The sequence below is a fragment of the Microbispora sp. CA-102843 genome (assembly GCF_050936215.1).
Lineage (GTDB): Bacteria > Actinomycetota > Actinomycetes > Streptosporangiales > Streptosporangiaceae > Microbispora.
Window position 1 is genome coordinate 3,183,382 of sequence record NZ_JBNJNF010000001.1, and the last position, 25,341, is coordinate 3,208,722.

At 70.0% G+C, this 25,341-nt stretch carries 20 protein-coding genes; 12 read left to right on the forward strand and 8 right to left on the reverse strand.

Annotated features, from left to right (window positions below; translation table 11 throughout):
* Window positions 1-11: 11 nt before the first annotated feature.
* Window positions 12-494: a hypothetical protein gene (locus tag ACQEVJ_RS15015; protein ID WP_433101268.1), complete on the forward strand. Its 483-nt coding sequence runs from the start codon at window positions 12-14 to the stop codon at window positions 492-494.
* 118 nt (window positions 495-612) lie between these two features.
* Here the strand turns inward: ACQEVJ_RS15015 and ACQEVJ_RS15020 are convergent, their stop codons facing one another.
* Genes ACQEVJ_RS15020 through ACQEVJ_RS15035 form a run of 4 tightly spaced genes read right to left on the reverse strand, consistent with a single transcriptional unit; the run spans window position 613 to window position 6,166 of the window.
* Window positions 613-2,409 (reverse strand): alpha-amylase family glycosyl hydrolase, encoded by a 1,797-nt coding sequence (locus ACQEVJ_RS15020; RefSeq protein WP_433101270.1) that lies wholly within the window; start codon window positions 2,407-2,409, stop codon window positions 613-615.
* A gap of 3 nt (window positions 2,410-2,412) precedes the next feature.
* Entirely contained in the window at window positions 2,413-3,246 is an 834-nt protein-coding gene (locus ACQEVJ_RS15025) for a sugar ABC transporter permease (RefSeq protein ID WP_433101272.1), read from the reverse strand.
* Window positions 3,246-4,889 (reverse strand): ABC transporter permease subunit, encoded by a 1,644-nt coding sequence (locus ACQEVJ_RS15030; protein WP_433101274.1) that lies wholly within the window; start codon window positions 4,887-4,889, stop codon window positions 3,246-3,248. The genes ACQEVJ_RS15025 and ACQEVJ_RS15030 overlap by 1 nt, the downstream gene beginning before the upstream one ends.
* Entirely contained in the window at window positions 4,886-6,166 is a 1,281-nt protein-coding gene (locus ACQEVJ_RS15035) for a sugar ABC transporter substrate-binding protein (protein ID WP_433101276.1), read from the reverse strand. The genes ACQEVJ_RS15030 and ACQEVJ_RS15035 overlap by 4 nt, the downstream gene beginning before the upstream one ends.
* Before the next feature lie 167 nt (window positions 6,167-6,333).
* On the opposite strand from ACQEVJ_RS15035, the gene ACQEVJ_RS15040 reads away from it, so the two are divergent.
* Both ACQEVJ_RS15040 and ACQEVJ_RS15045 read left to right on the forward strand, forming a co-directional pair.
* Window positions 6,334-7,350: a LacI family DNA-binding transcriptional regulator gene (locus ACQEVJ_RS15040; RefSeq protein WP_433101278.1), complete on the forward strand. Its 1,017-nt coding sequence runs from the start codon at window positions 6,334-6,336 to the stop codon at window positions 7,348-7,350.
* Between the two features lie 203 nt (window positions 7,351-7,553).
* The gene (locus ACQEVJ_RS15045) at window positions 7,554-8,582 is read left to right on the forward strand and encodes a LacI family DNA-binding transcriptional regulator (protein WP_433101280.1); all 1,029 of its coding nucleotides are present in this window, start codon (window positions 7,554-7,556) and stop codon (window positions 8,580-8,582) included.
* 86 nt (window positions 8,583-8,668) lie between these two features.
* Here ACQEVJ_RS15045 and ACQEVJ_RS15050 read toward each other — a convergent pair whose 3' ends face one another.
* The 3 genes from ACQEVJ_RS15050 to ACQEVJ_RS15060 form a co-directional block, all read right to left on the reverse strand.
* On the reverse strand, window positions 8,669-11,623 hold the full coding sequence (locus ACQEVJ_RS15050) for a carbohydrate binding domain-containing protein (RefSeq protein ID WP_433101282.1): 2,955 nt from the start codon (window positions 11,621-11,623) through the stop codon (window positions 8,669-8,671).
* 68 nt (window positions 11,624-11,691) lie between these two features.
* A complete protein-coding gene (locus ACQEVJ_RS15055; protein ID WP_433101284.1) occupies window positions 11,692-12,360 on the reverse strand; it encodes a carbohydrate binding domain-containing protein in 669 nt (222 codons plus the stop codon).
* A gap of 68 nt (window positions 12,361-12,428) precedes the next feature.
* Window positions 12,429-14,462, reverse strand: coding sequence for a carbohydrate binding domain-containing protein (locus ACQEVJ_RS15060; RefSeq protein ID WP_433101286.1), 2,034 nt, complete (start codon window positions 14,460-14,462; stop codon window positions 12,429-12,431).
* Between the two features lie 637 nt (window positions 14,463-15,099).
* Between ACQEVJ_RS15060 and ACQEVJ_RS15065 the strand changes: the two genes are divergently transcribed.
* The 9 genes from ACQEVJ_RS15065 (at window position 15,100) to ACQEVJ_RS15105 (ending at window position 24,535) form a co-directional block, all read left to right on the forward strand.
* Window positions 15,100-16,398: an extracellular solute-binding protein gene (locus tag ACQEVJ_RS15065; protein WP_433101288.1), complete on the forward strand. Its 1,299-nt coding sequence runs from the start codon at window positions 15,100-15,102 to the stop codon at window positions 16,396-16,398.
* Window positions 16,399-16,400: 2 nt separating this feature from the next.
* Entirely contained in the window at window positions 16,401-17,411 is a 1,011-nt protein-coding gene (locus ACQEVJ_RS15070; protein WP_433101290.1) for a carbohydrate ABC transporter permease, read from the forward strand.
* Window positions 17,408-18,304 (forward strand): sugar ABC transporter permease, encoded by an 897-nt coding sequence (locus ACQEVJ_RS15075; protein WP_433101292.1) that lies wholly within the window; start codon window positions 17,408-17,410, stop codon window positions 18,302-18,304. The genes ACQEVJ_RS15070 and ACQEVJ_RS15075 overlap by 4 nt, the downstream gene beginning before the upstream one ends.
* Window positions 18,305-18,321: 17 nt before the next feature.
* A complete protein-coding gene (locus ACQEVJ_RS15080; RefSeq protein ID WP_433101294.1) occupies window positions 18,322-19,956 on the forward strand; it encodes a glycoside hydrolase family 13 protein in 1,635 nt (544 codons plus the stop codon).
* Window positions 19,956-20,999: a LacI family DNA-binding transcriptional regulator gene (locus ACQEVJ_RS15085; RefSeq protein WP_433101296.1), complete on the forward strand. Its 1,044-nt coding sequence runs from the start codon at window positions 19,956-19,958 to the stop codon at window positions 20,997-20,999. Before ACQEVJ_RS15080 ends, ACQEVJ_RS15085 begins: the two co-directional genes overlap by 1 nt.
* Before the next feature lie 281 nt (window positions 21,000-21,280).
* Entirely contained in the window at window positions 21,281-21,694 is a 414-nt protein-coding gene (locus tag ACQEVJ_RS15090) for a YchJ family protein (protein WP_433101298.1), read from the forward strand.
* A 331-nt stretch (window positions 21,695-22,025) separates the two neighbouring features.
* The gene (locus ACQEVJ_RS15095) at window positions 22,026-22,355 is read left to right on the forward strand and encodes a hypothetical protein (RefSeq protein WP_433101300.1); all 330 of its coding nucleotides are present in this window, start codon (window positions 22,026-22,028) and stop codon (window positions 22,353-22,355) included.
* A gap of 211 nt (window positions 22,356-22,566) precedes the next feature.
* The gene (locus tag ACQEVJ_RS15100; RefSeq protein ID WP_433101302.1) at window positions 22,567-23,091 is read left to right on the forward strand and encodes a hypothetical protein; all 525 of its coding nucleotides are present in this window, start codon (window positions 22,567-22,569) and stop codon (window positions 23,089-23,091) included.
* Window positions 23,092-23,287: 196 nt separating this feature from the next.
* Window positions 23,288-24,535, forward strand: a complete 1,248-nt coding sequence (locus ACQEVJ_RS15105; protein WP_433101304.1) for an ROK family transcriptional regulator — start codon at window positions 23,288-23,290, stop codon at window positions 24,533-24,535.
* A 20-nt stretch (window positions 24,536-24,555) separates the two neighbouring features.
* On the opposite strand, the gene ACQEVJ_RS15110 is transcribed toward ACQEVJ_RS15105, so the two are convergent.
* A complete protein-coding gene (locus tag ACQEVJ_RS15110; protein WP_433101306.1) occupies window positions 24,556-25,242 on the reverse strand; it encodes an STAS domain-containing protein in 687 nt (228 codons plus the stop codon).
* Window positions 25,243-25,341: the final 99 nt, after the last annotated feature.

Here is a 25,341-nt window from a genome sequence, read left to right on the forward strand (position 1 = left end):
TGAGGTGTGAATTGACCGCACGCTCGCGAGGACGTCGCCTGACGACGTCGATCGCCATCGCCATCGCCTCGATGGCCGCCGCGCTCCTGCCGCTCAGCCCCGCGCACGCGGCGTACGGCTCGGACCAGCCGGTCTACCTGCAGTTGTTGAGCAACGACGGCAACGGGACCCAGCTGGCCCTCCTGGAGGGCACGGTGGCGTTCGACGACGGGAACACGAAGTACCGCTACTCGCTGCGCCTGTGCTGGCAGCACGCCTACCCCGCGCCCTCCTTCCTGATCAACGTCAACGGTACGAGCACGGCCTCGCCGACCTGGACCGGCTCGACGTCGGTTTCCGGGTGCCAGCAGGCACACCTGTACAGCGCCGAGGTGAACTTCGGCAGCACGGTCCGCAACGTTCGCTTCGACGTGACCGGTGGGTGGTTCGGCACCAACGGCCAGTACATGACGCGCACCAAGAGCACCGCCACCTACGACAACCCCTACAACTGAGCGCGGCACTCCGCCCCGGCAGCGGGCGGCGCGAGCGGCTGAACGGCGAGGTCTCCGGCAGGCGGTTCCACGAAGGACCGCCGATGCCGGAGACCCCGTCCGATCCGCGGCCTGTCCGTTACCCCAGCCGCCACACGCGGAAGGCGGGGCCGTCGGCGGGCAGGACGACCGTGCCGTCCGGGCCGGGGGCGATCCCGGCCCCTCCGTACAACGGCGTTCCTGCCACCCCGAGCGGCAGCCGTACGGGCTCGTGGGCCGCGCGGGCGGCGAGCACGAGCAGCCGTTCCCCCGCCCGTTCCCGGACGAAGGCCAGCACGTCGGCAGAGGCGTGCAGCCAGCGCAGCCCGCCGTGCCGTAGGGCGGGTTCGTCCCGGCGCAGCGCCGCGAGCCCGCGGTAGGCGTCCAGGGTCGCGGTCCGCCACCGATCCGGCCGGTCCCAGGGCATGGGACGGCGGCCGTCCTCGCCCCAGGCGCCCTCCAGCCCGAGCTCGTCCCCGGCGAGCACCATCGGGGCGCCCGGCAGGGTGAACATCAGGCCGGCGGCGATCTCCACGAGCGCCTCGTCGCCTCCGCACACCGTGCGGATGCGGGCCGTGTCGTGCGAGCTGAGGATCGACCACGAGTGGACGAGGGAGCGCCAGGACGTCCGGGCGGCGAAGGCGCGCATCGTCCGCACGATCAGGTCCGCCCCGAGCCGCGGGATGGGCGCGGGCACGCCGAGGAACGGCAGGCGGACGTCCGGCCCGCGCAGCCAGGACCACACCGGCCGGGTGAAACCGGCGTAGTTCATCGTGCCGTGCCAGCCGTCGCCGTCCAGGTCGCCCGACGCGTCGTGAGCGTGCTCGGCGACGAGCAGCGCCTCCGGGTTCTCCTCCGCCGCGGCCTGCCTGATCAGGGCCGCGACCTCCCGGGTGAGGTCGGTCTCCCGCAGGCGCCCGGTCATGTTGGCGACGTCGATCCGCCACCCGTCCAGCCCGAAGCGCAGCCACCTGCGGACGACGGAGTCGGCGTCGCCGGCCATCACGCGGCGCAGGCGCTCGCCGGTCCAGTTCAGCTTCGGCAGGGAGGCCACGCCCATCCACGCCTCGTAGCCGAGGGCGTCGTCGCCGAAGTGGAACATCTCCCGCTCCGCGGCGTCCTTGTCCCGCGCCGCCGCGACGAACCACGGGTGGGTGGAGCCGCAGTGGTTGGTCGTGAGGTCGCCGAGGATCCGGATGCCGCGCCGGTGCGCCTCGTCGACGAGCGTCCGATAGGCGGCGTCGCCGCCCAGCAGCGGATCGACCTCGGTGAACGAGGACGCGTTGTAGCGGTGGTTGGACGGCGCGGGGAAGACCGGCGTCAGATAGAGGGTGTTCATCCCGAGGCCGGTGACGTGGTCGAGCCGCGCCGTCACGCCGTCCAGGTCGCCGCCGAAGAGCTGGACGCTCGTGGACGGGCCCGTGCCGGTGACCGGGTCCTCCCACCCCGCGGGCACCGCCCACGCCGGGTAGGTCCGGTCCGTCCCGGAACGGGCGAAGCGGTCGGGGAAGATCTCGTACACCATCGAGTCGGCCGCCCAGACCGGCGGAGGCGCGTACGAGAGCAGGCGGAAGTCGGCGGAGTCGGGAACGTCGTGGTGGCGCAGACCGGCGGCGTTGAGCCAGCGGTAGCCGCCGTCGCCGGTCAGCAGGAAGCGGTAGCGGGTCACCGGGTTGTGGACAGTCACGTCGGCCCGCCACCAGATCTCGTCCGGTGTCTCCCGGTCGACCACCGCCTCGGTGTAGTGCGCCTCGCCGTCCGGCGTCGACCGGACGTGCACCCCCGTCCGGTTGTCCTTCGGGGTGCGGAGGAACACGGTCACGGTCTCGCCGGGCTCCGGCGTGAGCGTGCTGACGTGGTCGGCTGAGCCGTCGTGGTGGAATCCCCGATCGAGCAACTGTCATCCCTTCACTGCGCCCGCGGTGAGCCCGTGGACGATGTAACGCTGGAGGAACTGGAAGACGGCGACCGTCGGTATCGCGGTGAGCAGGGTGCCGACGGCGAACATGCCGAAGTTGGCGTTGCGCTGGTCGGCGAGCAGTCCGAACAGCCCGACGGCCAGGGTGCGCGCGTCGTCCCCGGTCAGGAAGACGCTCGCGATGAGGAACTCGTTGATGGTGGCGATGAAGACCAGCAGGCCGCTGATCGCCAGCACCGGGGCCGCCAGGGGCAGCACCACCCGGCGGAACGCCTGGGTGTGGCTGCACCCGTCGATGAGCATGGCGTCGTCAAGCTCCTTCGGGATCGAGTCGAAGAAGCCCTTGATGAGCCACGTGTTCACCCCGACCTGCCCGCCGATGTAGAGCAGGACGACGCCCCAGACGCTGTCGAGCCCGAACTCCGGCCAGTTGTCGCTGATCGCGCTGAAGATCACATACAGCGGCACGATGGCCAGGAACTGCGGGAACGCCTGGATGACGAGGAGGCTCACCAGCCCCACCCGCCGGCCCGCGAAGCGGAACCTGCTGAAGGCGTACGCCGCCAGCGCGGAGACCGCGACGGACAGGGCGGCGGTCAGTCCGGAGACGACCACCGAGTTGCGGTACCACGTCCAGAAGGGCGTGGTGGTGAACAGCTTCACGGCGTTGCCGAACCCCGCCCCGCGCGGGACGAGAGTGGCCGAGTTCAGCGTCCCGATCGGGTCGAGCGCCGCCGAGACCACGAACACGATGGGCAGCACGGCGAACGCCGTGACGGCGATCGCGGTGGCGTGCCGCGCGGCCAGACCGCGCATCAGCTCACCTCCTTGAAGGCTCGGGTGCGCCGGAACCCGGCGATCGAGATCACGGCGACGATCAGGTAGACGTAGATGGAGATCGCGGAGGCCAGGCCGTACTGCGCGCCCTGCTGGCCGAAGGCGAGCCGGAACGTGTAGGTGATGAGCAGGTCGGTAGCCCCGACCGTCGGGTTGTCCGACGGGAACGGGCCCCCGGCGGTCACCAGGAACACGCCGTTGAAGTTGTTGAAGTTGAACGCGAAGGACGACACCAGCAGCGGCGCGAGGGCGAGGAGCAGCAGCGGCAGGGTGATCTTGCGGAACCGCTGCCAGGCGCTCGCCCCGTCCACCTGCGCCGCCTCCAGGTATTCGGCCGGGATCGTCTGCAGCGCGCCGGTGGCCACCAGGAACATGTACGGGAAGCCCAGCCACAGCTGCACGAGCAGCACCGACGCCCGCGCGGTGAGCGGCGTGCCGAGCCAGTCCACGTCGAGGCCGAGCAGCCGGTTGACCAGGCCGAAGTCGGTGTTGAACATGTCCCGCCAGACCAGCAGCATCGCGAAGGCCGGCATGGCGTAGGGCAGCACGATCAGGGTCCGGTAGATCCTGACCCCGCGCATCCGGGGATGGTGCAGCACGAGGGCCGCGGCCACGCCGAGCGCGGCGGTCAGCCCGACCACCGCGACCGCGTAGAAGAGGTTCCAGGCGAACACGCCGAGGAAGTGCGTGTTGATCTTCGGGTTGGTCAGCGCGGCGGTGAGGTTGGACCAGCCGACGCCGATCTTCCAGCCCTGCGGCAGCGCGGTGCCGTCCGGGGCGGTGAACCTGCCGTGCTCGTCGTCGGCCCGCCAGATCCGATTCCCGCCCTTCACGCAGTCGCAGCCCGCGTCGTAGGCGAGCGTCGCCCTGCCCTCGTAGGCCCGGGTCAGGCCCTGGGCGCGGACCGCCCCGCCGTCCACCGGCACGGCGAGGGAGGCGACCTCCTCGCCCCGGGCGGCGGCCTGGGCCGGGGTCAGCACCGTGTAGCCATCCGCCGCCGTGACGCGCCCTCCGGGCCCGAAGGTCGCGCCGCCGATCTCGCGCAGCCCGTCCCCGGTCCCGGCGTACGCCCTGTGCCTGGCCGGGTCGGCCAGCAGGAAGACGAGCGCGCCGTCCTTCTCCGCCACCGTCAGCCGATACTCGGCCGATCCGGCCTCCCGGCGTACGGACGACGCCTCGATGGCGGCGATCGCCTCCTGCTTGGTGCCGAGGTGTCCGTCGCCGATGTTGGTCAGCGCCAGCGACATCGTGTACAGGACCGGGAACACCTGGAACGCGAGCAGCAGCAGCGTCGTGGGCAGCAGATACTTGGCGGGAAGCCGGCGCGGCGACAGGTAGACGTACAGGGCCGCCGCGGTGACCACCGCGACGATCCCGACGCCGAACCAGTTCCCGGCGGAGACCAGCGGCGCGGCGGCCCACAGCGCCACGCCGAGGATCAGGCCGAGGGCCAGCACCCGGCCCAGCGTCGCGGCCGTGGAGGCGGGCCCGGCTCCGCGCCCGGAGGCCGGGTGTCGTCCGGCTCCGGGCCTGGCGCCTCCGCCCCCGGAGGCGGCGCCGCCGGAGCCGGGGGTGGAGCCGCGCCGGCCGGGCCGGAGCCCCGAGCCGTGCGTCACGGTCATCCCGCCTGCCCGAGCTGCTCGGCGATGGCCTTGCCCGCCGCCTTGACCGCCGGCTCGACCGGCTCGCCCTTGACGACGGAGTGGATCAGCGCGTTGAACGGCTGCCACACCGCCACCATCTGCGGAATCGCGGGCAGCGGGACGCCGTCCTTGGCCGCGGCCTCGAACTTGGCGACGTCGGGGTCCTTCGCGGAGGCGTACTCCAGCGCGGTCTTGAGCGCGGGCATGCGCGGCTCGGTGTCGAACAGCGCCTTGGCGACGTCGTCGGAGGCGAGCGTGTTGGTGACGAACTCCTGCGCCAGCGCCTTGTTCCTGCCCTTGCTGGCCACGAAGAAGGCCTGCACGCCCACGAAGCTGCGGGCGGGTTCGCCGCCCTTGAACGGCGGCACCGGAGTGACGTCGTACTTCACCCCGGCCGTACGGACGTCGGCGAGCCGCCAGGGCCCGGACACCATGAACGCGGTCTTGCCCTCGGCGAACATGGCGGCCGAGTTGTCGGAGGTGAACGAGCGCTTCAGCGCGCCCGCGCCCTTCTCGCCGAGCGCGGCGATCTTCTCGAACGCGGCGACCGAGGCCGGCGTGCCGACGCCGAGGTCGGCGGGGTCGGGGTCGCCGTTGGACTTGGTCCCGAACAGGTAGCCGCCGCCGGAGGTGTAGAGCGGATACATGTGGTAGGTGTCGCCCGACTGCCCGTTCTGCTGGCTGACCGGGTAGCCCACGATCTCCTTGACCTTGCCCGCCTCCTTCAGCTTGCGCCCGGTGGCGACGAGCTCGTCGAACGTCTTGGGGGCCTCGGGGGCGAGGTCGGTGTTCCGGTAGAGCGCCAGGTTCTCCACGGCGTACGGCACGCCGTAGACCTGGCCGTCGTAGGTCACGGCCCTGCGGGCGACGTCCACGTAGCCGGACAGCTGGTCCTCGGTCATCTGGATCGGCTCGATGAGCCCGTTCTGGACCAGGTTGCCGATCCAGTCGTGCGCGCCGACGAGGACGTCGGGGCCCTTGCCCGCCTGCGAGGCGGTGACGAAGGTCTGCTGCTGGTTCTGTGCGACCACGACCACCTCGGCCTTGATCCCGTTCTCCTTGGCGAACGCCTCGGCGAACGGCTTGAGGGTTTCCGACCGCTTCTGGTCGGCCCAGATGGTCAGCGTGGCCGACGACGACGCGGCCTGCCCGGCCGGCGCCGCGTCCGCCTTGCCAGGTGTCTTTTCGGACGCGGTTCCGCCACCGCAGGCCGTCAGCGTGAGGCAGGCGGCCAGCGCGACAAATGATCTGCGCACAGGATCGCTCCAGGTGAGAGGGGCCGTAGGCCCGGAAGAAAGGGGGTAACCGCGCGGGTGGCCCGAAGTTAACAGCGGGTTTCCGCACCTGGAAGACGTTGCAGAAAATTGCTGTTTTGTTTCAAGATGCCTTGCGGCGTTCCAGCGACTGATCGGAAACAGCGACGATGGCAGCACGGCTCGACGAGATCGCCAGGCAGGCGGGAGTGAGCAAGGCGACGGTCTCGCGGGTGCTCAACGAGCGCCCGGGGGTCAGTGTGCGAGCCCGCACGGCCGTCCTGGCCGCGATCGAGGCGCTCGGCTACGAGCGGCCGAGCACCATGCGCCCGCGCAGCTTCGGGCTCGTCGGGCTCATCGTTCCCGAGCTGCAAAACCCGATCTTCCCCCTATACGCCGAGGTCATCGAGACCAACCTCGCCAGGCACGGGTTCACGGCCATGCTCGGCACCATGACGCCGGAGGGCTCGGGGGAGGACGAGTACGTCGGCATGCTGCTCGACCGCAAGGTCTCCGGCATCGTCTTCGTCTCGGGCCTACACGCCGACACCCGCGTCGACCGGTCCCGTTACGACGACCTGGCCCGGCAGCGGGTGCCGTTCGTGCTGGTCAACGGGCAGGTGCCCGGTATCGGCGCGCCGTCCCTGTCGTCCGACGACGCCATGGCCGCGCGGCTCGCCGTACAGCACCTGGTGGGGCTGGGGCACCGCCGCATCGGGTTCCTGAGCGGGCCCGAGCGCTACTCCACGGTGCAGTGGCGGCTGGCGGGCTTCCGCCTCGCCGTGCGGCGGCTCGCCGGGCCCGGCGCCGGCGACCTGGTCGAGCTGGCCTCCTTCGACGTCGCGGGCGGCCAGTCCGCCGCGGACCGCCTGTTAGGAAGGGGCGCGACGGCGTTGGTGTGCGGCAGCGACCTGATGGCCCTCGGCGCGATCCGGGCGGCCCGCCGCCGAGGCCTGCGCGTCCCGGAGGACGTCTCGGTCGTGGGAGCCGACGACTCGCTGCTGATGTCGTTCACCGACCCCGCCCTCACGACGGTGCGCCAGCCGGTGCTCGCCATCGGCGCGGCCGCCGCGCGGGCGCTGGCCGACCAGGTGAAGGGGCGCGGCAACGGCGGTGGCGAGCAGATCTTCGACCCCGAGCTGGTCATCCGCGATTCGACCGGCCCGTGTCCCCCGGGCCTGCGGTAGGGAGGATGGGGCCCTTGCGACGACGGTGCCGACGTCCGTGCGGATCGCCCGGTTCCGGCCCCTCGCCGCTTGCAGCGTGCTGAAAGAGCTGTAAGCGCTTCGCTACGCTAGGGGCGACCTACGGCGTGCCCCGGCCGCCCCCGCGTGCCCGGTGTGCCGGCATGAGACCGGGTGCAGGGGCGAGGAAAGGTAAGTTGACCATCATGACCATGCGCCTCGCCGACATAGCCGTCCAAGCGGGCGTGAGTGAGGCGACCGTGAGCCGGGTGCTGAACGGGAAGCCGGGAGTGGCGCCGGGGACGCGGCAGGCCGTGCTCACCGCCCTCGACGTCCTGGGCTACGAGCGTCCGCCCAAGCTGCGGCAGCAGCACACCGGGCTCATCGGTCTGATCCTTCCCGAGCTGAACAATCCGATCTTCCCTGCGTTCGCCCAGGTGATCGAGAACGCGTTGGTCCTGTCCGGCTACACCGCCGTGCTGTGCACGCAGACGCCCGGAGGCATCGCCGAGGACGACTACACCGATCTGCTGCTCGAACGCGGGGTCTCGGGCATCATCTTCGTCAGCGGCCTGCACGCCGACTCGCGCTCCGACCGCTCCCGCTATCTGCGGCTGATCGAGCTCGGCCTCCCCATGGTGCTGATCAACGGCTACCGGCCCGACATCGACGCCCACTTCATCTCCAACGACGACGCCGCCGCGCTCGACATGGCCGTCAGCCACCTGGCGTCCCTGGGGCACCGGCGCATCGGTCTCGCCGTCGGGCAGGAGCGGTTCGTGCCCACCATCCGCAAAACGAACGGCTTCCGCCGCGCGATGGCCGAGTACACGGGCGTCGCCGACACGACCGAGCTGGTCCTCAACACGCTCTACACGGTGGAGGGCGGCCAGTCGGCCGCGCAGCAGCTCCTCGACCGGGGTTGCACGGCGATCTGCTGTGGCAGCGACATCATGGCCATCGGGGCGATCCGGGGCATCCGCCAGGCCGGGCTGCGCGTGCCGGAGGACGTGTCCGTCGTCGGGTTCGACGACTCCCCGATGACGGCCTACCTCGACCCGCCGCTGACCACGATCCGTCAGCCGGTCCGCGAGATGGGGCTGGCCGCCGTAGCGAGCCTGCTGGATGAGATCCGCGGGCTGCCGGCGCCGCGCACCGAGCTGCTCCACCGGCCGGAACTCGTCGTCCGCCGCTCCACCGCGCCGGTGCCAGCGAACCTGCCCGCCGCCGGTTAGCCGCGAAGGCCGGCGGTGCAGACCCGCCGGCCCCGCGACGACGATCGGGGCGGAGAGCGCGCTCCCCGCCCCGACCTCGGGGAGCGCTACTTCAGGTACGGACCGTCAGAGCCGATCTTGCCCGGAGCCGGGTTGCCCGACTGGTCGAACACGTAGGCGCGCAGGTCGCCCTTGCTGTTCAGGCTGATCGACAGGGTTCCGTTGGTGACGGTCTTGGTGTCCCCGGTGACGGCGTCCACGTACGTCCCGTTGGGGACGCCGGTGAAGGTGGCGCCCGAGGAGACGGTCACCAGGACGAAGCTGTCCACCGAACCGCTGGTGTAGCGGCGCTTGTAGGCGATCTGCCCGCTCACGCCCTCGGTGGAGTACTGCCCCATCTGCAGCGCCGGGATCGCCCGGCGGATCTGGTTGAGCCGCTGCAGGTGCTTGACCAGCGGCTGGCTCAGTGTGGTCGCCACGGCGCCGGACGCACCGGATACCACCCCGTAGTCACCGGCGGTGACGCTGCCCTCGATCTTGTCGCCGTAGTAGGCGCGGCCGGTGGTGGCGAGCGGGCAGGTGGGGCCGCAGTCGATCTGCTTGCCCTTCTGGAACTCGATCTCCGATCCGTAGTAGAGGGTGGGGATGCCGCGGAAGGTCCACATCAGGCTCATGTTCTCCGCCCACGCGTCGGTGCCGCCGCTGTAGCGGTAGCCCGACTTGTTGGGTCCGTAGTCATGGGAGTCGACGTAGACGGCGTTGTAGGTGGCGTCGTTGACGCTGTCGTCGGAGTCCTTGCCGTTGTAGAAGGCGTTCTGCGCGTCGGAGAAGTTCATGTGCATGCGCATGTCGATGATGTTCATGCCGGAGAACTTCGTGTGGTCGGGCGCGTGGTAAGCGTTCCCGTTGAGGAGGGCGTTCGTGCTGGTCGGCTGGTTGCCGGTGCCGAGCTGCTCCTCGTAGGTGTACTGCTCGATCGCGGCCTTCTCGTCGTCGGCGTTGTAGTCCTTGCGTTCCTTCCAGGTGTAGAACTGCGCGGAGTGGTTGACCGAGCCGCGGTTCCACTTGTCGTTCACGAACGCGGCGACCTCGCCGAAGACGTAGAAGTCCTTGGCCTTGTCCTCGCCGAACCGCTCCCTGACGCGGTCGTAGATCGCCGGCAGGAAGCGGCGGTTCCAGGTGACCCGGGGGATGTGGATGGCGGTGTCGATGCGGAAGCCGTCCACGCCCATGTCGATGAACCGGTTGTAGGCGTCGATGAGGTACTTCTGCACCTCGGCGTTCTCGGTGTTGAAGTCGGCCAGGTCCTCGTGCAGCCAGCAGCTGCGCGAGTCCTCGCCCTCCCAGTTGCCGATCCAGCACTGGTGGTAGTACTTCGCCGGGAACATCCCGGAGGTGGGGCTCGGCCACTGGCAGTTGTAGATGGTGTATCCCTCGGGGCTGCGGGAGCCGGTCGGCTGCCCCCAGTTGCGGCAGGTGTTGCCCGCCGGCTCCTCGGTGGACCACAGGTCGCCGTTGTAGGGCCGCCCCTTGGCCATCTGGTTCTGCGCGGCGGTCATGCCGGGGTCGTCGCCCTGGTGCTCATCCATCGGGTCGTACTCCCGGCCCGCCTCCTTGGCGCTGTACATCCACTTCCACTGCTCGTCGCGCACGCCGTACACCGGGGGGACGAACAGTCCCTTGGCGCCCCAGCGCGAGCTGTGGTTGTAGACGACGTCCTGGTAGATCTTCAGGCCCTTGGCGTGCGCCTTGTTGATCAGGTCCTGATAGGTGTAGCCGGGCGTCTCCAGCCGGGTGTCCACCCGGTAGAAGTCCCAGCCGTGGTAGCCGTGGTAGTCGTAGTCGGACCGGTTGAGAACGACCGGGGTGATCCAGATCGCGGAGAAGCCGAGGGCCTTGATGTAGTCCAGCTTCTCGATGAGGCCCTTGAAGTCGCCGCGGAACATCGGGTCGTTGCCGGCCGCGTTGCCGGAGCGGATGTTCTGGCTTCCGCCCCTGTCGTTGGAGGCGTCGCCGTCGTAGAACCGCGCCGTCATCACGAAGTAGATGGAGTCCTTGCGCGGGTCGCCGCCGAGCGGGGTGCCCTGGGTGACCGGTGGCGGTCCGTCGCCCGTCTTGACCGAGACGGTATCGGTGTAGGCCGATTTGTTGCCCGCGGCGTCCAGCGCCCGCACCTTATAGGTGTAGGTCGTCTTCGCGTCCAGCCCGGACTCCTTGTAGGACGTGCCGGAGGCGGAGCGGACGACGGGGGTCTCCTCGCCCTTGGCTCGGCTGATCTCGTAACCGGTGACACCGACGTTGTCGGTCGACGCCGTCCAGGTGAGCGTGACGGTCGTGCCGGTCGCGGTCGCGGCCAGGCCCGTGGGCACGCTGGGCGCGGTCGTGTCCGGCGGCTCGGCCGTGCACGGCTCCGGCGCGTTCGCGCGTACGACGCCGTCCTTGACCGTGGTGGTCCCGGTGCCGACGGTGTAGTTGTTGCCGCCGTTGTTGTCCCAGGTGCCGGAGCCGTTGTTGAAGGTGACCTGGAAGCTGGTCGCGTTGCCGAGGTCGACGGTCTTCTTCTTCCAGCCGGTGCAGGCGGTGTCCATGGCGACGCCGGGGACCGAGGTCCAGGTGCCGTTGATGCCGTAGTGGATGTCGGCCGGGTTCCAGCCCGTGTAGTAGTAGACGGTCGCACTATTGGTGGTGGTGCCCTCGCAGGGGTTGGCCGCGTTGGCGGTGACCACGCCGTCCTTGACGGTGGTGGTGCCGGTGCCGGCGGTGTAGTTGTTGCCGCCGTTGTTGTCCCAGGTGCCGGAGCCGTTGTTGAAGGTGACCTGGAAGCTGGTCGCGTTGCCGAGGTCGACGGTCTTCTTCTTCCAGCCGGTGCAGGCGGTGTCCATGGCGACGCCGGGGACCGAGGTCCAGGTGCCGTTGATGCCGTAGTGGATGTTGGCCGGGTTCCAGCCTGTCTTGTAGAACACGGTGGCGCTGTTGGCCGCACGGGCCGCGGTCACCGTCATCAGGCTCGACAACGCGACGATCGCCGTCGCCGCGGCAAGGTGAACGCGTCTTCGGTTCATTGCGGTCCTTCTGGTGGGGGGTGGGACCGCGTCCCGGCTCGGGCGGGGCCGGGACGCGCCGACGTCGTCTAGCTGCCGCAGGGGTTGGCCGCGTTGGCGGTGACCACGCCGTTCTTCACGGTGCTGGTGCCGGTGCCGACGGTGTAGTTGTTGCCGCCGTTGTTGTCCCAGGTGCCGGAGCCGTTGTTGAAGGTGACCTGGAAGCTGGTCGCGTTGCCGAGGTCGACGGTCTTCTTCTTCCAGCCGGTGCAGGCGGTGTCCATGGCGACGCCGGGGACCGAGGTCCAGGTGCCGTTGATGCCGTAGTGGATGTCGGCCGGGTTCCAGCCCGTGTAGTAGTAGACGGTCGCACTATTGGTGGTGGTGCCCTCGCAGGGGTTGGCCGCGTTGGCGGTGACCACGCCGTCCTTGACGGTGGTGGTGCCGGTGCCGGCGGTGTAGTTGTTGCCGCCGTTGTTGTCCCAGGTGCCGGAGCCGTTGTTGAAGGTGACCTGGAAGCTGGTCGCGTTGCCGAGGTCGACGGTCTTCTTCTTCCAGCCGGTGCAGGCGGTGTCCATGGCGACGCCGGGGACCGAGGTCCAGGTGCCGTTGATGCCGTAGTGGATGTTGGCCGGGTTCCAGCCTGTCTTGTAGAACACGGTGGCGCTGTTGGCCGCACGGGCCGCGGTCACCGTCATCAGGCTCGACAACGCGACGATCGCCGTCGCCGCGGCAAGGTGAACGCGTCTTCGGTTCATTGCGGTCCTTCTGGTGGGGGGTGGGACCGCGTCCCGGCTCGGGCGGGGCCGGGACGCGCCGACGTCGTCTAGCTGCCGCAGGGGTTGGCCGCGTTGGCGGTGACCACGCCGTTCTTCACGGTGCTGGTGCCGGTGCCGACGGTGTAGTTGTTGCCGCCGTTGTTGTCCCAGGTGCCGGAGCCGTTGTTGAAGGTGACCTGGAAGCTGGTCGCGTTGCCGAGGTCGACGGTCTTCTTCTTCCAGCCGGTGCAGGCGGTGTCCATGGCGACGCCGGGGACCGAGGTCCAGGTGCCGTTGATGCCGTAGTGGATGTCGGCCGGGTTCCAGCCCGTGTAGTAGTAGACGGTCGCACTATTGGTGGTGGTGCCCTCGCAGGGGTTGGCCGCGTTGGCGGTGACCACGCCGTCCTTGACGGTGGTGGTGCCGGTGCCGGCGGTGTAGTTGTTGCCGCCGTTGTTGTCCCAGGTGCCGGAGCCGTTGTTGAAGGTGACCTGGAAGCTGGTCGCGTTGCCGAGGTCGACGGTCTTCTTCTTCCAGCCGGTGCAGGCGGTGTCCATGGCGACGCCGGGGACGGTGGTCCAGGTGCCGTTGATCCCGTAGTGGATGTCGGCGGTGCTCCAGCTCGTCTTGTAGAAGACGGTGGCGGTGTTGTCGCCGGTCGGGGTCACCGTGGGCGAGGCCGTGGGCTGGGAACCGACGCGGATGGCGACGGCGCTCTTGGCCGGGACGGTGACCGTCGCCGTTCCGCCCGAGTTCACCGTCACCGAGCCGCTGCCCGCGACGTTCGGGTACGTCCCGGCGGGCAGGCCGGTGGTGAAGGTGCGGGTGACGCTGCTGTTCTCGTTGTTGATCGCCACCCAGCCCTTGTCGCCGCGGCTGAAGGCGATCAGGTTGCCGCCGTTGTCGGTCCAGTTGCCGACGGAGGTGCCGGCGACGGTGTTGTAGAAGCCGACCATGCCGGTCATCTCGCGGTCGAAGCAGGTCCACTGGCCGTTGGAGCAGTTGGTGTCGGTGACGAACCCGCCGTTGGCCGACGGCGGGCCGCCGTCCTTGTCGCTCCAGGTGAAGGAGGAGTAGACGTTGGGCTTGCCGTACGGCCAGGCCAGCATGAAGACGTTGGCGAGCTTGTAGGTGGCGCCGTACTTGTAGTTGAGCGTCGCGTCGCCGGCGGAGGCGTCCTTACGTTCGGTGTCGTGGTTGTCGACGAACACCATGGCCTTGTCGCTGCCCACCGACAGGCCCCAGCTCTGGCCGAAGCTCTGCAGATACTTGATCTGGCCGGTGAACTGCTCCTTGAGCTTTCGGCCGTAGACGAACTCGTCCACGTCGCCGACGCCGGTGTACTGGCTCGGCTGAACCGCCTCGCCCTGGCCGTAGATGACCTCCTGGTGGATGTACGGCGAGCCCTTGAGCTTGGACTTGATCGCGGCGAGGTCGTCGGGGCTGATGTGCTTGGCGGCGTCGATGCGGAAGCCGTCGACGCCCAGGTCGGTCAGCTTGTTCATGTACGCGGCGATCTGGCCCCGCACGTAGTCGGAGCCGGTGTTGAGGTCGGACAGGCCGACGAGCTCGCAGTTCTGCACCCGCCAGGCGTTGTTGCCGTAGTCGGCGTCGTTGATCCCGCAGGTGGGGGAGTGGAAGTCCCAGGAGGAGTAGAGCCCGGGGTAGTTGTACTTGCTGAAGCTGTAGCCGCCGTAGCTGGTGGCCCCCTGCCCGGTCATGTGGTTGATGACCGTGTCCGCCTGCACCTTCACGCCCGCGGCGTGGCAGGTGTCGACCATGTTCTTGAACGCGGCCTCGTCACCGAATTTGCTGGTCAGGACGTAGCGGGCGGGCTGGTAGACGTCCCACCAGACCGAGCCGCCCTTGGACATGGAGTCGTTGGGCGGGGACACCTGCACCGAGCCGTACCCGGCCGGGCCCAGGACGTCGGTGCACTCCTTGGCCACCGACTTCCAGTTCCAGTGCCACAGGTTGACGGTCACTCCGGGGCCGGACGCGGCGTTGGCGGCGGTCTCGGTGAGCACGGGCAGCGCCACGGCGGTGCCGGCCGCGGCGGTCGCGGTTAACGCGCCCGCAACGATTGCTTTGTACAGTCTCATAGAGGGGGTCTCCAGAACTCAGGACGGGATCCCGTTGAGTGCGGGCCGGGTGGGGCAAACACCCGGCCCGCTTCCATGCGTGCGGCCTGCGACAGGCGAACGGGTTCTTGAGGATGACGGCACGAGCTGCCGTGACGCTGCGGCGGCGTCCTCATTCCGCGCCACTGCGGCGGATTCCATGAAGAACGGCACACGCGAAGGCGAACCGACGACTCGGCCCGGACATCGCGGGGCGCGGGGGCGGCGGGCGCGGGCGGCGGGGCGGCGCCCTCGGGCCGGTGGGGGATGGACACACCGTAGGGGCCTCCGTGTTCAGGTTTCCTAGGTGTTGCCTGGAAGTTACTCAGCGGCCATACGGATTGCAATACCTTGCAGCAAATTACAGAACATGCGTCGGTGTTGGTGTGAGCCGCACTCACTAGTGTCCGGTTTGTCGGAATCTTTCCTCGCGTATATTGCGGTGCGTGAGTGATATATCACTACCCGTCTATTCATAACGAAACAGCAGTCGATCATTGCAAGCTCTTTCAAAACTTCTTGCAGCCGCGTAACGTCACGCTCACCCCCCAAACGACGCCGGCGAGCGTGTCTCGCCGACGCGTTCCAATCCCCTGAGCGTCCCCATGAGGAGATAGACATGCGGCGAGCCATTTCGGCCGTGACAGTCGTCGCGGCCCTCGCGCTGGCGGCCTCCGCCTGCGGCAGCGGCAGTGACAGCGGCACGTCGGCGGCGAACGAGAAGTCCGCCGCCCCCGCGGACCCGACCCAGATAAGCGGCGAGATCACCTGGTGGGACACCACACGGCCGGACAGCGAGGGGCCGACCTTCCAGAAGCTCATCAAGGAGTTCGAGGCCAAGTACCCCAAGATCAAGGTCAAGTACGTCAACGTGCCGTCCGACCAGGCGCAGGGCCAGTTCCAGACGGCCGCGCAGGCGGGGACCGGCGCCCCGGACATCATCCGCTCGGAGGTCGCCTGGACCTCGCAGTTCGCCTCCCTCGGCTACCTGCAGCCGCTCGACGGCACCCGCGCCGTCGACAACGAGAGCGACTACCTGGCCGGGCCGCTGAGCAGCACCAAGTACGAGGGCAAGACGTACGCGGTGCCCCAGGTGACCGACACCCTCGCGCTGCTCTACAACAAGAAGCTGCTGAAGAAGGCGGGCTACGAGGAGGCGCCCAAGACCTTCGACGAGCTCAAGAAGGTCGCCCTCGACGTCAAGGCGAAGACCGGGGTGAACGGCCTGACCCTGAACGTGGACTCCTACTTCCTGCTTCCGTTCATCTACGGCGAGGGCGGCGACCTCCTCGACGTACAGACCAAGAAGATCGTCGTCAACTCGCCGGCGAACGCGAAGGCGCTGGGCGAGGTGGCCGACCTGATCACCTCGGGGGCCGCGCCCAAGCCCGCCCTCCAGGACAGCTACGCCAACGCGATGACCGCCCTGAAGGACGGCAAGACCGCGATGATCTACAACGGTCCCTGGGCGCTGTCCGAGGTCTACCAGGGCAAGGAGTTCCAGGACAAGAGCAACCTCGGCATCGCGCCCGTCCCCGCGGGCTCGGTCAAGGCCGGGGCGCCCACCGGCGGGTGGAACTACGCCGTCTATGCGGGATCCAAGAACCTCGACGCCTCCTACGAGTTCCTGCGCTTCATGAGCTCGGCGAGCTCCCTTGCCACCGTCTCCAGTGAGCTGGGCCTCCTCCCGGCCCGCGCGTCCAGCTTCGACGACCCGAAGGTCAAGGAGAACCAGGACGTGGCGATCTTCAAGCCGATCCTGGACACCGCGGTCGCCCGTCCGTGGATCCCCGAAGGCGGCCAGCTCTTCCAGCCGCTGCTCGAGGGCTACCAGGCGCTGCTGGACGGCACCAAGCCGGAGGACGCGCTCAAGCAGGTCGACGAGAAGTACCACGGCATCATGAAGGACTGGAGCTGAGCGTGGCGACCACGACTGGACGTGCCTCCCGCACGGCCAGGGACGGGGCCGCGGGAGCCGAGGGCTCCCGCGGCCACCGCGGACGCCGGCCCGGACCGGTGCGGCGTCTGCTGTCCCAGCACTGGTACGCGTGGGCGATGACCGCTCCGGTGGTGATCGTCGTCGGCGTGCTGGTCGGCTGGCCGCTGGTCCGCGGCGTCTACCTGTCCCTGACCGACGCCACCGAGGCCACCGTGGGCCGCACCATCGGTGTCAACGTCATCCCCGCGAGATACGAGTTCGTCGGACTCGAGAACTACGTCGACATCCTCACGAGCAGCCTGTTCTGGGGGAGGCTGGCGTGGACCGTGCTGTGGACGGTCGCCTGCGTCGGCCTCCACTACGGGATCGGCCTCGGCCTGGCGATGATGCTGCACCGCCGGCTGCGGTTCCGCTCGGTCTACCGGGTGCTGCTGATCCTGCCCTGGGCCATTCCCGGGTTCGTGGCCGCCTTCATCTGGCGCTATCTGTTCAACAGCGACTACGGCGTGATCAACGCGATGCTGAAGGCCGCCGGGCTCGGCGCGGTCGGCTGGCTGGACGACCCGACGACGGCGAAGATCGCGGTCATCGCGGTGAACGTCTGGGTCGGCGTGCCCTTCATGATGGTGGCCCTGCTCGGCGGTCTCCAGTCCATCCCGGCCGAGCTGTACGAGGCGGCCGAGGTGGACGGGGCCACCCCCTGGCAGCGGTTCCGTCACGTCACGCTGCCGGGCCTGCGCTCGGTCTCGAGCACGGTCGTGCTGCTCGGCACGATCTGGACGTTCAACATGTTCCCGGTGATCTTCCTGATCACCCGGGGCGGACCCGGCACCTCCACGGAGATCCTGGTCACCTACGCCTTCAGGGAGGCGTTCACCGGAGTCCGCAACTACTCCGGCTCGGCGGCCTGGGGCGTGATCATCCTGCTCCTGCTCGTCGTCATGGCCGTCGTCTACCGCAGAGCGCTGCGAAAGCAGGGGGAGGTCTGGTGAGCACCGTCACCTCAAGCACCGTCACCTCAAGCACCGGCACCTCGAGCACCGGGTCGTACGGCCGGCACAAGCGGAGCCCGGCCGCGTCGATCCTCCTGCACGGGACGCTCCTGCTGGCCACCGCCATCTCGCTGTTCCCCGTGGTCTGGCTGGTGCTCACGTCGCTCAAGCCGCGGGACGGGTGGTTGTCGTCCGAGCTGGAGATCTTCAATCAGCCGTCGCTGACGAACTACGCGCGGGTGCTCGGCGACACCGAGTTTCCCGTCTGGCTGCTCAACTCCGTCCTCGCGGCGGGGCTGACCATGCTCCTGGGCGTGTTCGTCGCCGCGACCACCGGTTACGCGATCAGCAGGTTCCGCTTCCCGGGCCACAGGGGCGTCATGTGGCTGCTGCTGGTCACCCAGATGTTCCCCGTGGCGATCCTGATCGTGCCGCTGTACAACCTCATGGCCGGCCTCGGGCTGTTGAATCAGATTCCCGGGCTCGTCGCGGCCTACCTGACCGTGGCCGTGCCGTTCTGCGCGTGGATGATGAAGAGCTACTTCGACACCATCCCCAGGGAGATCGACCAGGCGGGCCTGGTGGACGGGCTGACGCCGTTCGGCACGTTCTGGCGAGTGGTGCTGCCGCTGGCCAGGCCCAGCCTCGCGGTGACCGCCTTCTACTGCTTCATGACCGCGTGGGGCGAGGTGGCGTACGCCACCGTCTTCATGTCGCAGGAGGAGAAGCGCACCCTCGGCGTCGGGCTCCAGCAGTTCGTCGGCCAGCACTGGTCGGACTGGGGGCTGCTCACCGCCTCGGCCGTGCTCATCGCGATTCCCGCCGCGGTCGTCTTCCTGCTCGTCCAGCGTCATCTGGTGGCCGGGCTCACCAGCGGCGCCACAAAGATGTGACACCCGCCATCAGCGACATGACCATTTCCTACAAGGATCGGGGAAGCACAGTGACCGAACTCGCCGTCCGCCCGCCGGCGGTCGCCACTCGGTGGTGGCGGGACGCGGTGATCTATCAGGTGTACGTCCGCAGCTTCGCCGACGGCAACGGCGACGGGATCGGCGACCTGCCCGGCATCCGCGGCCGCCTGCCCTACCTGGCCGATCTCGGCGTGGACGCCCTCTGGCTGACGCCGTTCTATCCCTCGCCGATGGCCGACTTCGGGTACGACGTGGCCGACTATCGCGACGTCGATCCGATCTTCGGTTCGCTGGCGGACGCCCAGGCGTTGATCGCGGACGCCCACCGGGTGGGCCTGCGGGTGATCGTGGACGTGGTGCCCAACCACACCTCCGACCGGCACCCCTGGTTCGAGGCGGCGCTGCGGGCCGGGCCGGGCAGCCCGGAGCGGGAGCGTTACATCTTCCGCGAGGGTAAGGGCGCGGCCGGTGAGCTGCCGCCCAACGACTGGGAGTCGATCTTCGGCGGGCCGGCCTGGACCCGGGTCGAGGACGGCCAGTGGTACCTGCACCTGTTCGCGCCCGAGCAGCCGGACCTCAACTGGGAGCACCCGGAGGTGCACGAGGAGTTCGCCGACGTGCTGCGGTTCTGGCTCGACCTCGGCGTGGACGGCTTCCGGATCGACGTGGCGCACGGCATGGTCAAGGCTCCCGGTCTTCCGGACGTCGGCCGGCCCGGTCAGGCACGGATGATCGGGATGGAGGTGGTCCCGTTCTTCGACCAGGACGGGGTGCACGAGATCCACCGGGCCTGGCGCCGCATCCTCGACTCCTACGAGGGCGAGCGGATCGGCGTGGCCGAGGCGTGGGCGCCCTCGCCCGAGCGGCTGGCCAACTACGTCCGCCCCGACGAGCTGCACCAGGCGTTCAACTTCCACTTCCTGACCGCCCCCTGGGACGCCGAGGCGTTCCGGGAGGTCATCGACGAGTCGGTGCGCACGTCGGCGCTGGTGGGCGCGCCCCCGACCTGGGTGCTGTCCAATCACGACGTCAAGCGGCACGTCACCCGCTACGGCGGCGGCGATCTCGGGGGCCGCCGCGCCCGCGCGGCGGCGTTGCTCACCTTGGCGCTGCCCGGCTCGGCGTACGTCTACCAGGGCGAGGAGCTGGGGCTGCCGGAGGTGCTGGACCTGCCCGAGCAGTACCTGCAGGACCCGCAGCGGCTGCGCGACCCCGACAGCGGGCGGGACGGCTGCCGGGTGCCGCTGCCCTGGACGCAGGCCAAGCCGTTCGGCTTCGCGTCGCCGGGTGCCGAGAGCGCCTGGCTGCCGATACCGGAATCCTGGGGGCGGCTCAGCGTGGCGGCGCAGCGCGACGACCCGGAGTCGATGCTCAACCTCTACCGCCGGGCGCTGCGCCTGCGCCGCGAGCTTCCCGGCCTCGGCGACGGCCCCCTCGTGTGGCTCGACTCGCCGGAGGGGAGCCTCGCCTTCTCCCGCGGCGAGGGCTTCGTCTGCGCGGTCAACCTCCGCGACCGGCCGGTGGAGCTGACGGCGGAGGGCGAACTCCTGCTGGCGAGCGCCCCCGTCCTGGTGAGCGACGGAAGGGTCGTCCTGGCTCCGGACTCCGCCGCGTGGTGGCGGGAAAGCTGATGTCGTCGAGCCCCCTTGCGATCGGAATCCCCCGGCTGACGGACATCGCCGCGCAGGCAGGCGTCAGCGAGGCGACCGTCAGCCGGGTGCTGAACGGCAGGCCGGGTGTGTCGAAGGCCACCCGGCAGGCCGTGCTGGCCGCTCTCGACCTCATGGGGTACGAGCGGCCGCAGCGGCTGCGGCAGCGCAGCAACGGCCTGATCGGGCTGATCACCCCGGAGCTGGACAACCCGATCTTCCCGGCCTTCGCGCAGGCCATCGAGAAGGCGCTCACCCAGTACGGCTACACGCCCGTCCTGTGCACGCAGATGCCGGGCGGGGCTCCGGAGGACGAGTTCACCGAACTGCTGCTCGACCGCGGGGTGAGCGGGATGGTCTTCGTCTCCGGGTTGCACGCGGACACGACGGCACGCTCGGACCGGTACTCCCAGCTCATCTCCCAGGAAGTGCCGATCGTGCTGATGAACGGGCACGCGGCCGACGTGGAGGCGCCCTTCGTCTCCACCGACGACCGGCTGGCGGCGAGGCTGGCCGTACAGCATCTGGTCGATCTCGGGCATGAACGCATCGGGCTGGCGGTCGGCCCGGCGCGGTTCGTCCCGGTGATCCGGAAGATCGAGGGATACCGGCAGGCGCTGGCCGAACTGCTCGGCCTGACGGACACCGGCGATCTGATCTCCCACTCCCTGTTCTCCGTGGAGGGCGGGCAGGCGGCCGCGGCCCATCTGCTGGATCGGGGCTGCACCGGCATCGTCTGCGCCAGCGACCTGATGGCGATCGGCGCCATCCGGGCCTGCCGGGAACGCGGTCTGTCCGTCCCGGGGGACGTCTCGGTCGTCGGATACGACGACTCCCCGTTGATCGCGTACACGGACCCGCCGCTCACCACGGTGCGCCAGCCCGTCCAGGCGATGGCCGCCGCCGCCGTCGACACCCTGCTCGAAGTGATCGGGGGCGCCCCCTCACGGCACCACGAGCTGGTCTTCCGGCCGGAGCTGATCGTGCGCGGTTCGACGGGCTCGGGTCCCAAGGTCCGCCGCTAGCGGCGGACCTGTCACGACGTACTAGGAGAAGCCGAGAGTGCACCACGCGGGTCCGCTGACCGTTCCGCGCCTGCTGGCGGAGCGCGCGGAGATCGAGCCCGACAGGACCGCGGTCGTCGTGGACGGCCAGGGCGCGCTCGCCTTCGGCGAGTGTCATCCACGCCTTCCCGATAGGTACGAATGCCGCGCAGATGATGCTGATGGACGCGCTCACCGCGCACCCGGCCGCTCTGGCGCTCGGCCGTCGAGTGGCCGGTGGCCGGGAGCGATAGCCTCGCGGGGTGAGCCGTACCTCCCGTTCCCGCCGCACGTCACGTGCGGGCGAGCCCTGTCCCTGCGGTCTGCCGGCCGTCTACGGCGAGTGCTGCGGCCGGTTCCACGCGGGACAGGCCGCGCCGACGGCCGAGGCGCTGATGCGCTCGCGCTTCTCCGCGTTCGCCGTGGAGGACGAGGCGTACCTGCTGCGGACCTGGCATCCCTCCACCCGTCCGGCGCGGGTCGAGTTCGAGCAGGGCATGCGGTGGACCGGGCTGGAGATCGAGGCGGTCACCGGCGGGAGCCCGATCCACGCCGACGGCACCGTCACCTTCCGTGCCCGGTACGCCTATCGGGGGCAGCCCGGCGAGATGCGTGAGCAGAGCCGCTTCGTCCGCCACGAAGGCGCCTGGGTCTATCTCGACGCCGTCGGCGAATGAGCCCCGCGAAGACCGGCCCAGGCCCAGGATGCGCCATAAATGTTTGTCATTCCAGATTTATGCCGATAGTGGCATTTGAGGGCATGAACGTGTGATGCCCGGTCGGAAGGCATAGTGACAAAAAATGCGTCATCATCCATGCCGCGCTTGGCATGGGTGAGGCTGAGGCCATGGCGCGGGGTATGAGGTCAACGTTGCTTATGTCCGCGACGAAAGCCCATTGCCGCATGGCCTTGGTAGGTAGGTGCGTTCCACGATGTCTCGCCGCTGCACGTCCAGCTCCCGACCGTTTCGGGCTCTGACGGCCCGTCGCCTGACGCTGGCCGCTCTCGTGGCCGCGATCGCGTGGAGCGCCGGGGTCCAGGAGGCGAGCGCGAGCGTGCGGTCCCTGGGGCGTGCTCCGATGAGGGCCACCGGGCACGGCGGCGGCGGGGGCCAGGTGGCGGCGGGCGGCATGGCCACGGCCAAGCAGTTCAAGTCGGGCAACGGCAAGTTCAACCAGAATCTCAACGGCGTGTTCGCTCCGACCTTCATGATGGGCCAGCAGCAGACCGGCATCACGAACGGCGGGCGCATCAGCACCCAGGGCGCCTTCTGCGGTCCAGGCCCGAGGAAGTGCAGGATCTGGCAGAACATGCCCATCAACGCCAACGGCTGGTGATCGCGGTCGAATACACATGGGCCGTGGATTCCACGAATTTGGGGGTCGCGCTGACTGATATGGCAATGATGCCGTAAGGCTCCGCGCGCGCCGGGCGCGGGAAATCAGCGGGTTACTAGCCTGAAAAGGCCTGGGCGAAAAGGGCCGCCCGGAGCATTGCGGCGACTGGCGGGAGCGCGCGATGAAGTGTCGGTGGTACGACGGGGCGGCCATGAGGAAGATCGGTCTTGGTCTTCTCGCCTGTGCGTCGGTCGCGGCGGCGCTGGCCGTCGCGGGCCCTGCCGCCGGGGCCACGCGCACCCACGGGCGGGAGACGCCACGGCACCAGGAGGAGCCCGGGCTCCGGCCCGCGCGGCCCGCGAGGGACGCCGCCCAGCCTGGGCTCACCGCATCGAGTCCCACGACCAACCGCGGTACGCAGCAGATCACCATCAACGTCGCGAACGGCGGGACCGGCATCCAGAACGCGATGTGCAGGGGCAACCGGGCGTGTGACATCGCGCAGGCGCTCGGCACGCCCTACGGGGGCCCTTCGCCCGTGCCGGCCCCGGCCCCGCAGGCGCCGCCCAAGGCGAGAGCGGCGGCTCGTGCGGAGGCGGCGCCCCGGCACCCGGCCGCCTCTCCCGGCTGGCGGGGGACCGGCCTTCAGGCGGCGCGGAACCGCGGGCGTGCGGTTCCGCGGCCGGCGCCCGCGCCTCGCCCGGTGCCGCCCGTCTCCGGACCGCGCCACCGGTAGCGGTCCGTCCGCCCGCCTTTGGACCGCGCCACCGATAGCGGTCCCTCCGCCCGGCGAGCGGGCGCGCCCCTGAACGCGGGGCTCGCCGCGGGCGGCTCCGTTGGTAATCTCAAGATGAGGAGGGGGCCACGGCCCTGTCCTCTCGTCCACGGCCCGCCAACGAGGAATTCCTCCGAGTCGTCAGGATTTGCGCACCATGTCGAAAGCCGGTCGGTCCCAAGAGGAGATGCGCCGGCGCAACCTCGGCGATCTGCTGCGGCACGTGCACCTGGCCGGCGCGCTCTCCCGTTCCGAGCTGGCCGACCTGATGGGCCTGAATCGCAGCACCATCATGGGGCTGACCGCCGAGCTGTCCGCGGCGGGCCTGGTCAGCGAGGAGTTGCCCGGGGACACCGGAAGGGCGGGCCGGCCGTCCCTGGTGGTCCGCCCGGAGCGCGACCGCGCGCACGTGCTGGCCTTCGACGTCCGCGTCGACCGCCTGGTCGCGGCCCGGGTGGGACTGGGCGGTGAGATCCTCGACCGCCGCGAGGCGGTCAGGCCCCGGGCGGGCGCGGACCTGGAGGACGTCGTCGGCGTGCTCGCGGGCTTCGGCCGCGAGCTGCGGCGCGGCGCCCGGCCGGGCTCCGTGTGCGTGGGGATCGGCGCGGCCTACTGCGGCATGATCCGGCCCGACGACGGCACGGTGCGGTACGGGCCCTACGTGGGGTGGGTGGACCAGGCGTTCGGCGTCGAGCTCGGCTCCCGCCTGGGGCTGCCGGTGCTCGTCGGCAACGAGGCGCACCTGGGCGCGCTGGCCGAACGCGACCGCGGCGTGGGCCGCGGCTTCGACAACCTGATCTACCTGCACGGCGACGTCGGTGTGGGCGGCGGGATCATCGTCGGCGGCAAGCTGCTCGGCGGCGACGGCGGCTACGGGTGCGAGCTGGGGCACATGATGGTGAACCCGTACGACGGGCGGCCCTGCATGTGCGGCTCGCGCGGCTGCCTGGAGGCCGAGGTCGGCGAGCACGCCCTGATCGACGCCGCGGGCCGTTCGGGCGAGCTGAGCGGCCGCGAGGGCGTACGCGCCGTGGTGGAGGCCGCCGGGCGCGGGGACGCGGCGGCAGAGGAGGCGCTGCATCGGATCGGCGACTGGCTGGGCATCGGCGTGGCGAACCTGATCAACCTCTTCAATCCCGGCATGGTGATCTTCGGAGGGATGCTGCGGGACGTGTACCCGGGCTCGGCGGCTCAGGTCGGCCGCAGGGTGGAGGCGAACGCCATGGTGATCTCCCGCGAGCAGGTGCGGCTGCGGGTGTCGGCGCTCGGCGACGACGTCACGCTGGTCGGCGCCGCGGAGCTGGCCTTCTCCAGGCTCCTGGCCAGCCCTCTGGAGGTGCTCGCGGAGATGCGGCGCCGCACGGCACACCGGGCGGCGCCCCGGAGGCGCGCACTGGCGCTCTGAGGGGCGCCGCGCCGAACGGCTCAGCGGCGGGCGAACGTCTCGGCCTGGCGGCGGAAGCCGTCCGCCTTGGCCCGGTGGGAGTCACCGTCGCAGGACAGGCCGGAACACGGCCGCTCAGCGAGCGCGGTGTGGAGGGCCGCGAGACGCTCCTGGGCGTCCGCCAGGCCGGTGCAGATCGACTCCGTCCTCTCGCGCATGGTCGCCATGCGCGTCCTGGCCTGCTCACGCAGCAGCCGCGAGTGCTCCAGCAGCGCCTCACGGCCGCCCGGGCCGGGCGCGCGGCGTGCCGTCTCCCCGGAGCGTACCGACGCCGCCGTGCGCCGGACCGGCCCTTCGCGCCGGCCGGGCAGGAGCACGAGCCGCCGCTCCAGGGGCGCCATGGGGGCGGCGCGTACGACGGTCGGGCGTCCCGGCCGTCCCTCGGGCCACAGGAAAGCGAGCAGGCGGCCCAGGGGCCGGCTCGCCCAGACGATGAGACCTCCCGAGGCCGAGGCGGCGGCGGTGTGCACGCGCTCGAGCGTGCGCACCCCGGCGAGGTCGCAGAACCTCAGGCGGACCGCGTCGAGCACCAGGTGCACACAGCCGTCCGCGAGCAGCGGCGCGACGGCCTCTTCGAGCTTCCCGCAGCTGAAGAGATCCATCTCTCCGCCGACGCTCACCACGGCGGAGTCCGATTCACGCTGTGTCACCTTCACCCACAGTTCCATGGGTGACCTCCTTACCCCGCCTGAGACGGGGAGACGGGCGACGGGCGATCGAATTTCTTTTCCGCGCGATCCGCATGACTCCCGTACTTCAAGGATATG

What these genes read in the sequence shown, in the direction of transcription:
- ACQEVJ_RS15025 (WP_433101272.1), bottom strand. Translation starts at nt 3,246, where the DNA reads ATGCGCGGTCTGGCCGCGCGGCACGCCACCGCGATCGCCGTCACGGCG.
- ACQEVJ_RS15030 (WP_433101274.1), bottom strand. Translation starts at nt 4,889, where the DNA reads ATGACCGTGACGCACGGCTCGGGGCTCCGGCCCGGCCGGCGCGGCTCC.
- ACQEVJ_RS15040 (WP_433101278.1), top strand. Translation starts at nt 6,334, where the DNA reads ATGGCAGCACGGCTCGACGAGATCGCCAGGCAGGCGGGAGTGAGCAAG.
- ACQEVJ_RS15045 (WP_433101280.1), top strand. Translation starts at nt 7,554, where the DNA reads ATGACCATGCGCCTCGCCGACATAGCCGTCCAAGCGGGCGTGAGTGAG.
- ACQEVJ_RS15050 (WP_433101282.1), bottom strand. Translation starts at nt 11,623, where the DNA reads ATGAACCGAAGACGCGTTCACCTTGCCGCGGCGACGGCGATCGTCGCG.
- ACQEVJ_RS15055 (WP_433101284.1), bottom strand. Translation starts at nt 12,360, where the DNA reads ATGAACCGAAGACGCGTTCACCTTGCCGCGGCGACGGCGATCGTCGCG.
- ACQEVJ_RS15060 (WP_433101286.1), bottom strand. Translation starts at nt 14,462, where the DNA reads ATGAGACTGTACAAAGCAATCGTTGCGGGCGCGTTAACCGCGACCGCC.
- ACQEVJ_RS15065 (WP_433101288.1), top strand. Translation starts at nt 15,100, where the DNA reads ATGCGGCGAGCCATTTCGGCCGTGACAGTCGTCGCGGCCCTCGCGCTG.
- ACQEVJ_RS15080 (WP_433101294.1), top strand. Translation starts at nt 18,322, where the DNA reads ATGACCATTTCCTACAAGGATCGGGGAAGCACAGTGACCGAACTCGCC.
- ACQEVJ_RS15085 (WP_433101296.1), top strand. Translation starts at nt 19,956, where the DNA reads ATGTCGTCGAGCCCCCTTGCGATCGGAATCCCCCGGCTGACGGACATC.
- ACQEVJ_RS15100 (WP_433101302.1), top strand. Translation starts at nt 22,567, where the DNA reads ATGAGGAAGATCGGTCTTGGTCTTCTCGCCTGTGCGTCGGTCGCGGCG.
- ACQEVJ_RS15105 (WP_433101304.1), top strand. Translation starts at nt 23,288, where the DNA reads ATGTCGAAAGCCGGTCGGTCCCAAGAGGAGATGCGCCGGCGCAACCTC.
- ACQEVJ_RS15110 (WP_433101306.1), bottom strand. Translation starts at nt 25,242, where the DNA reads ATGGAACTGTGGGTGAAGGTGACACAGCGTGAATCGGACTCCGCCGTG.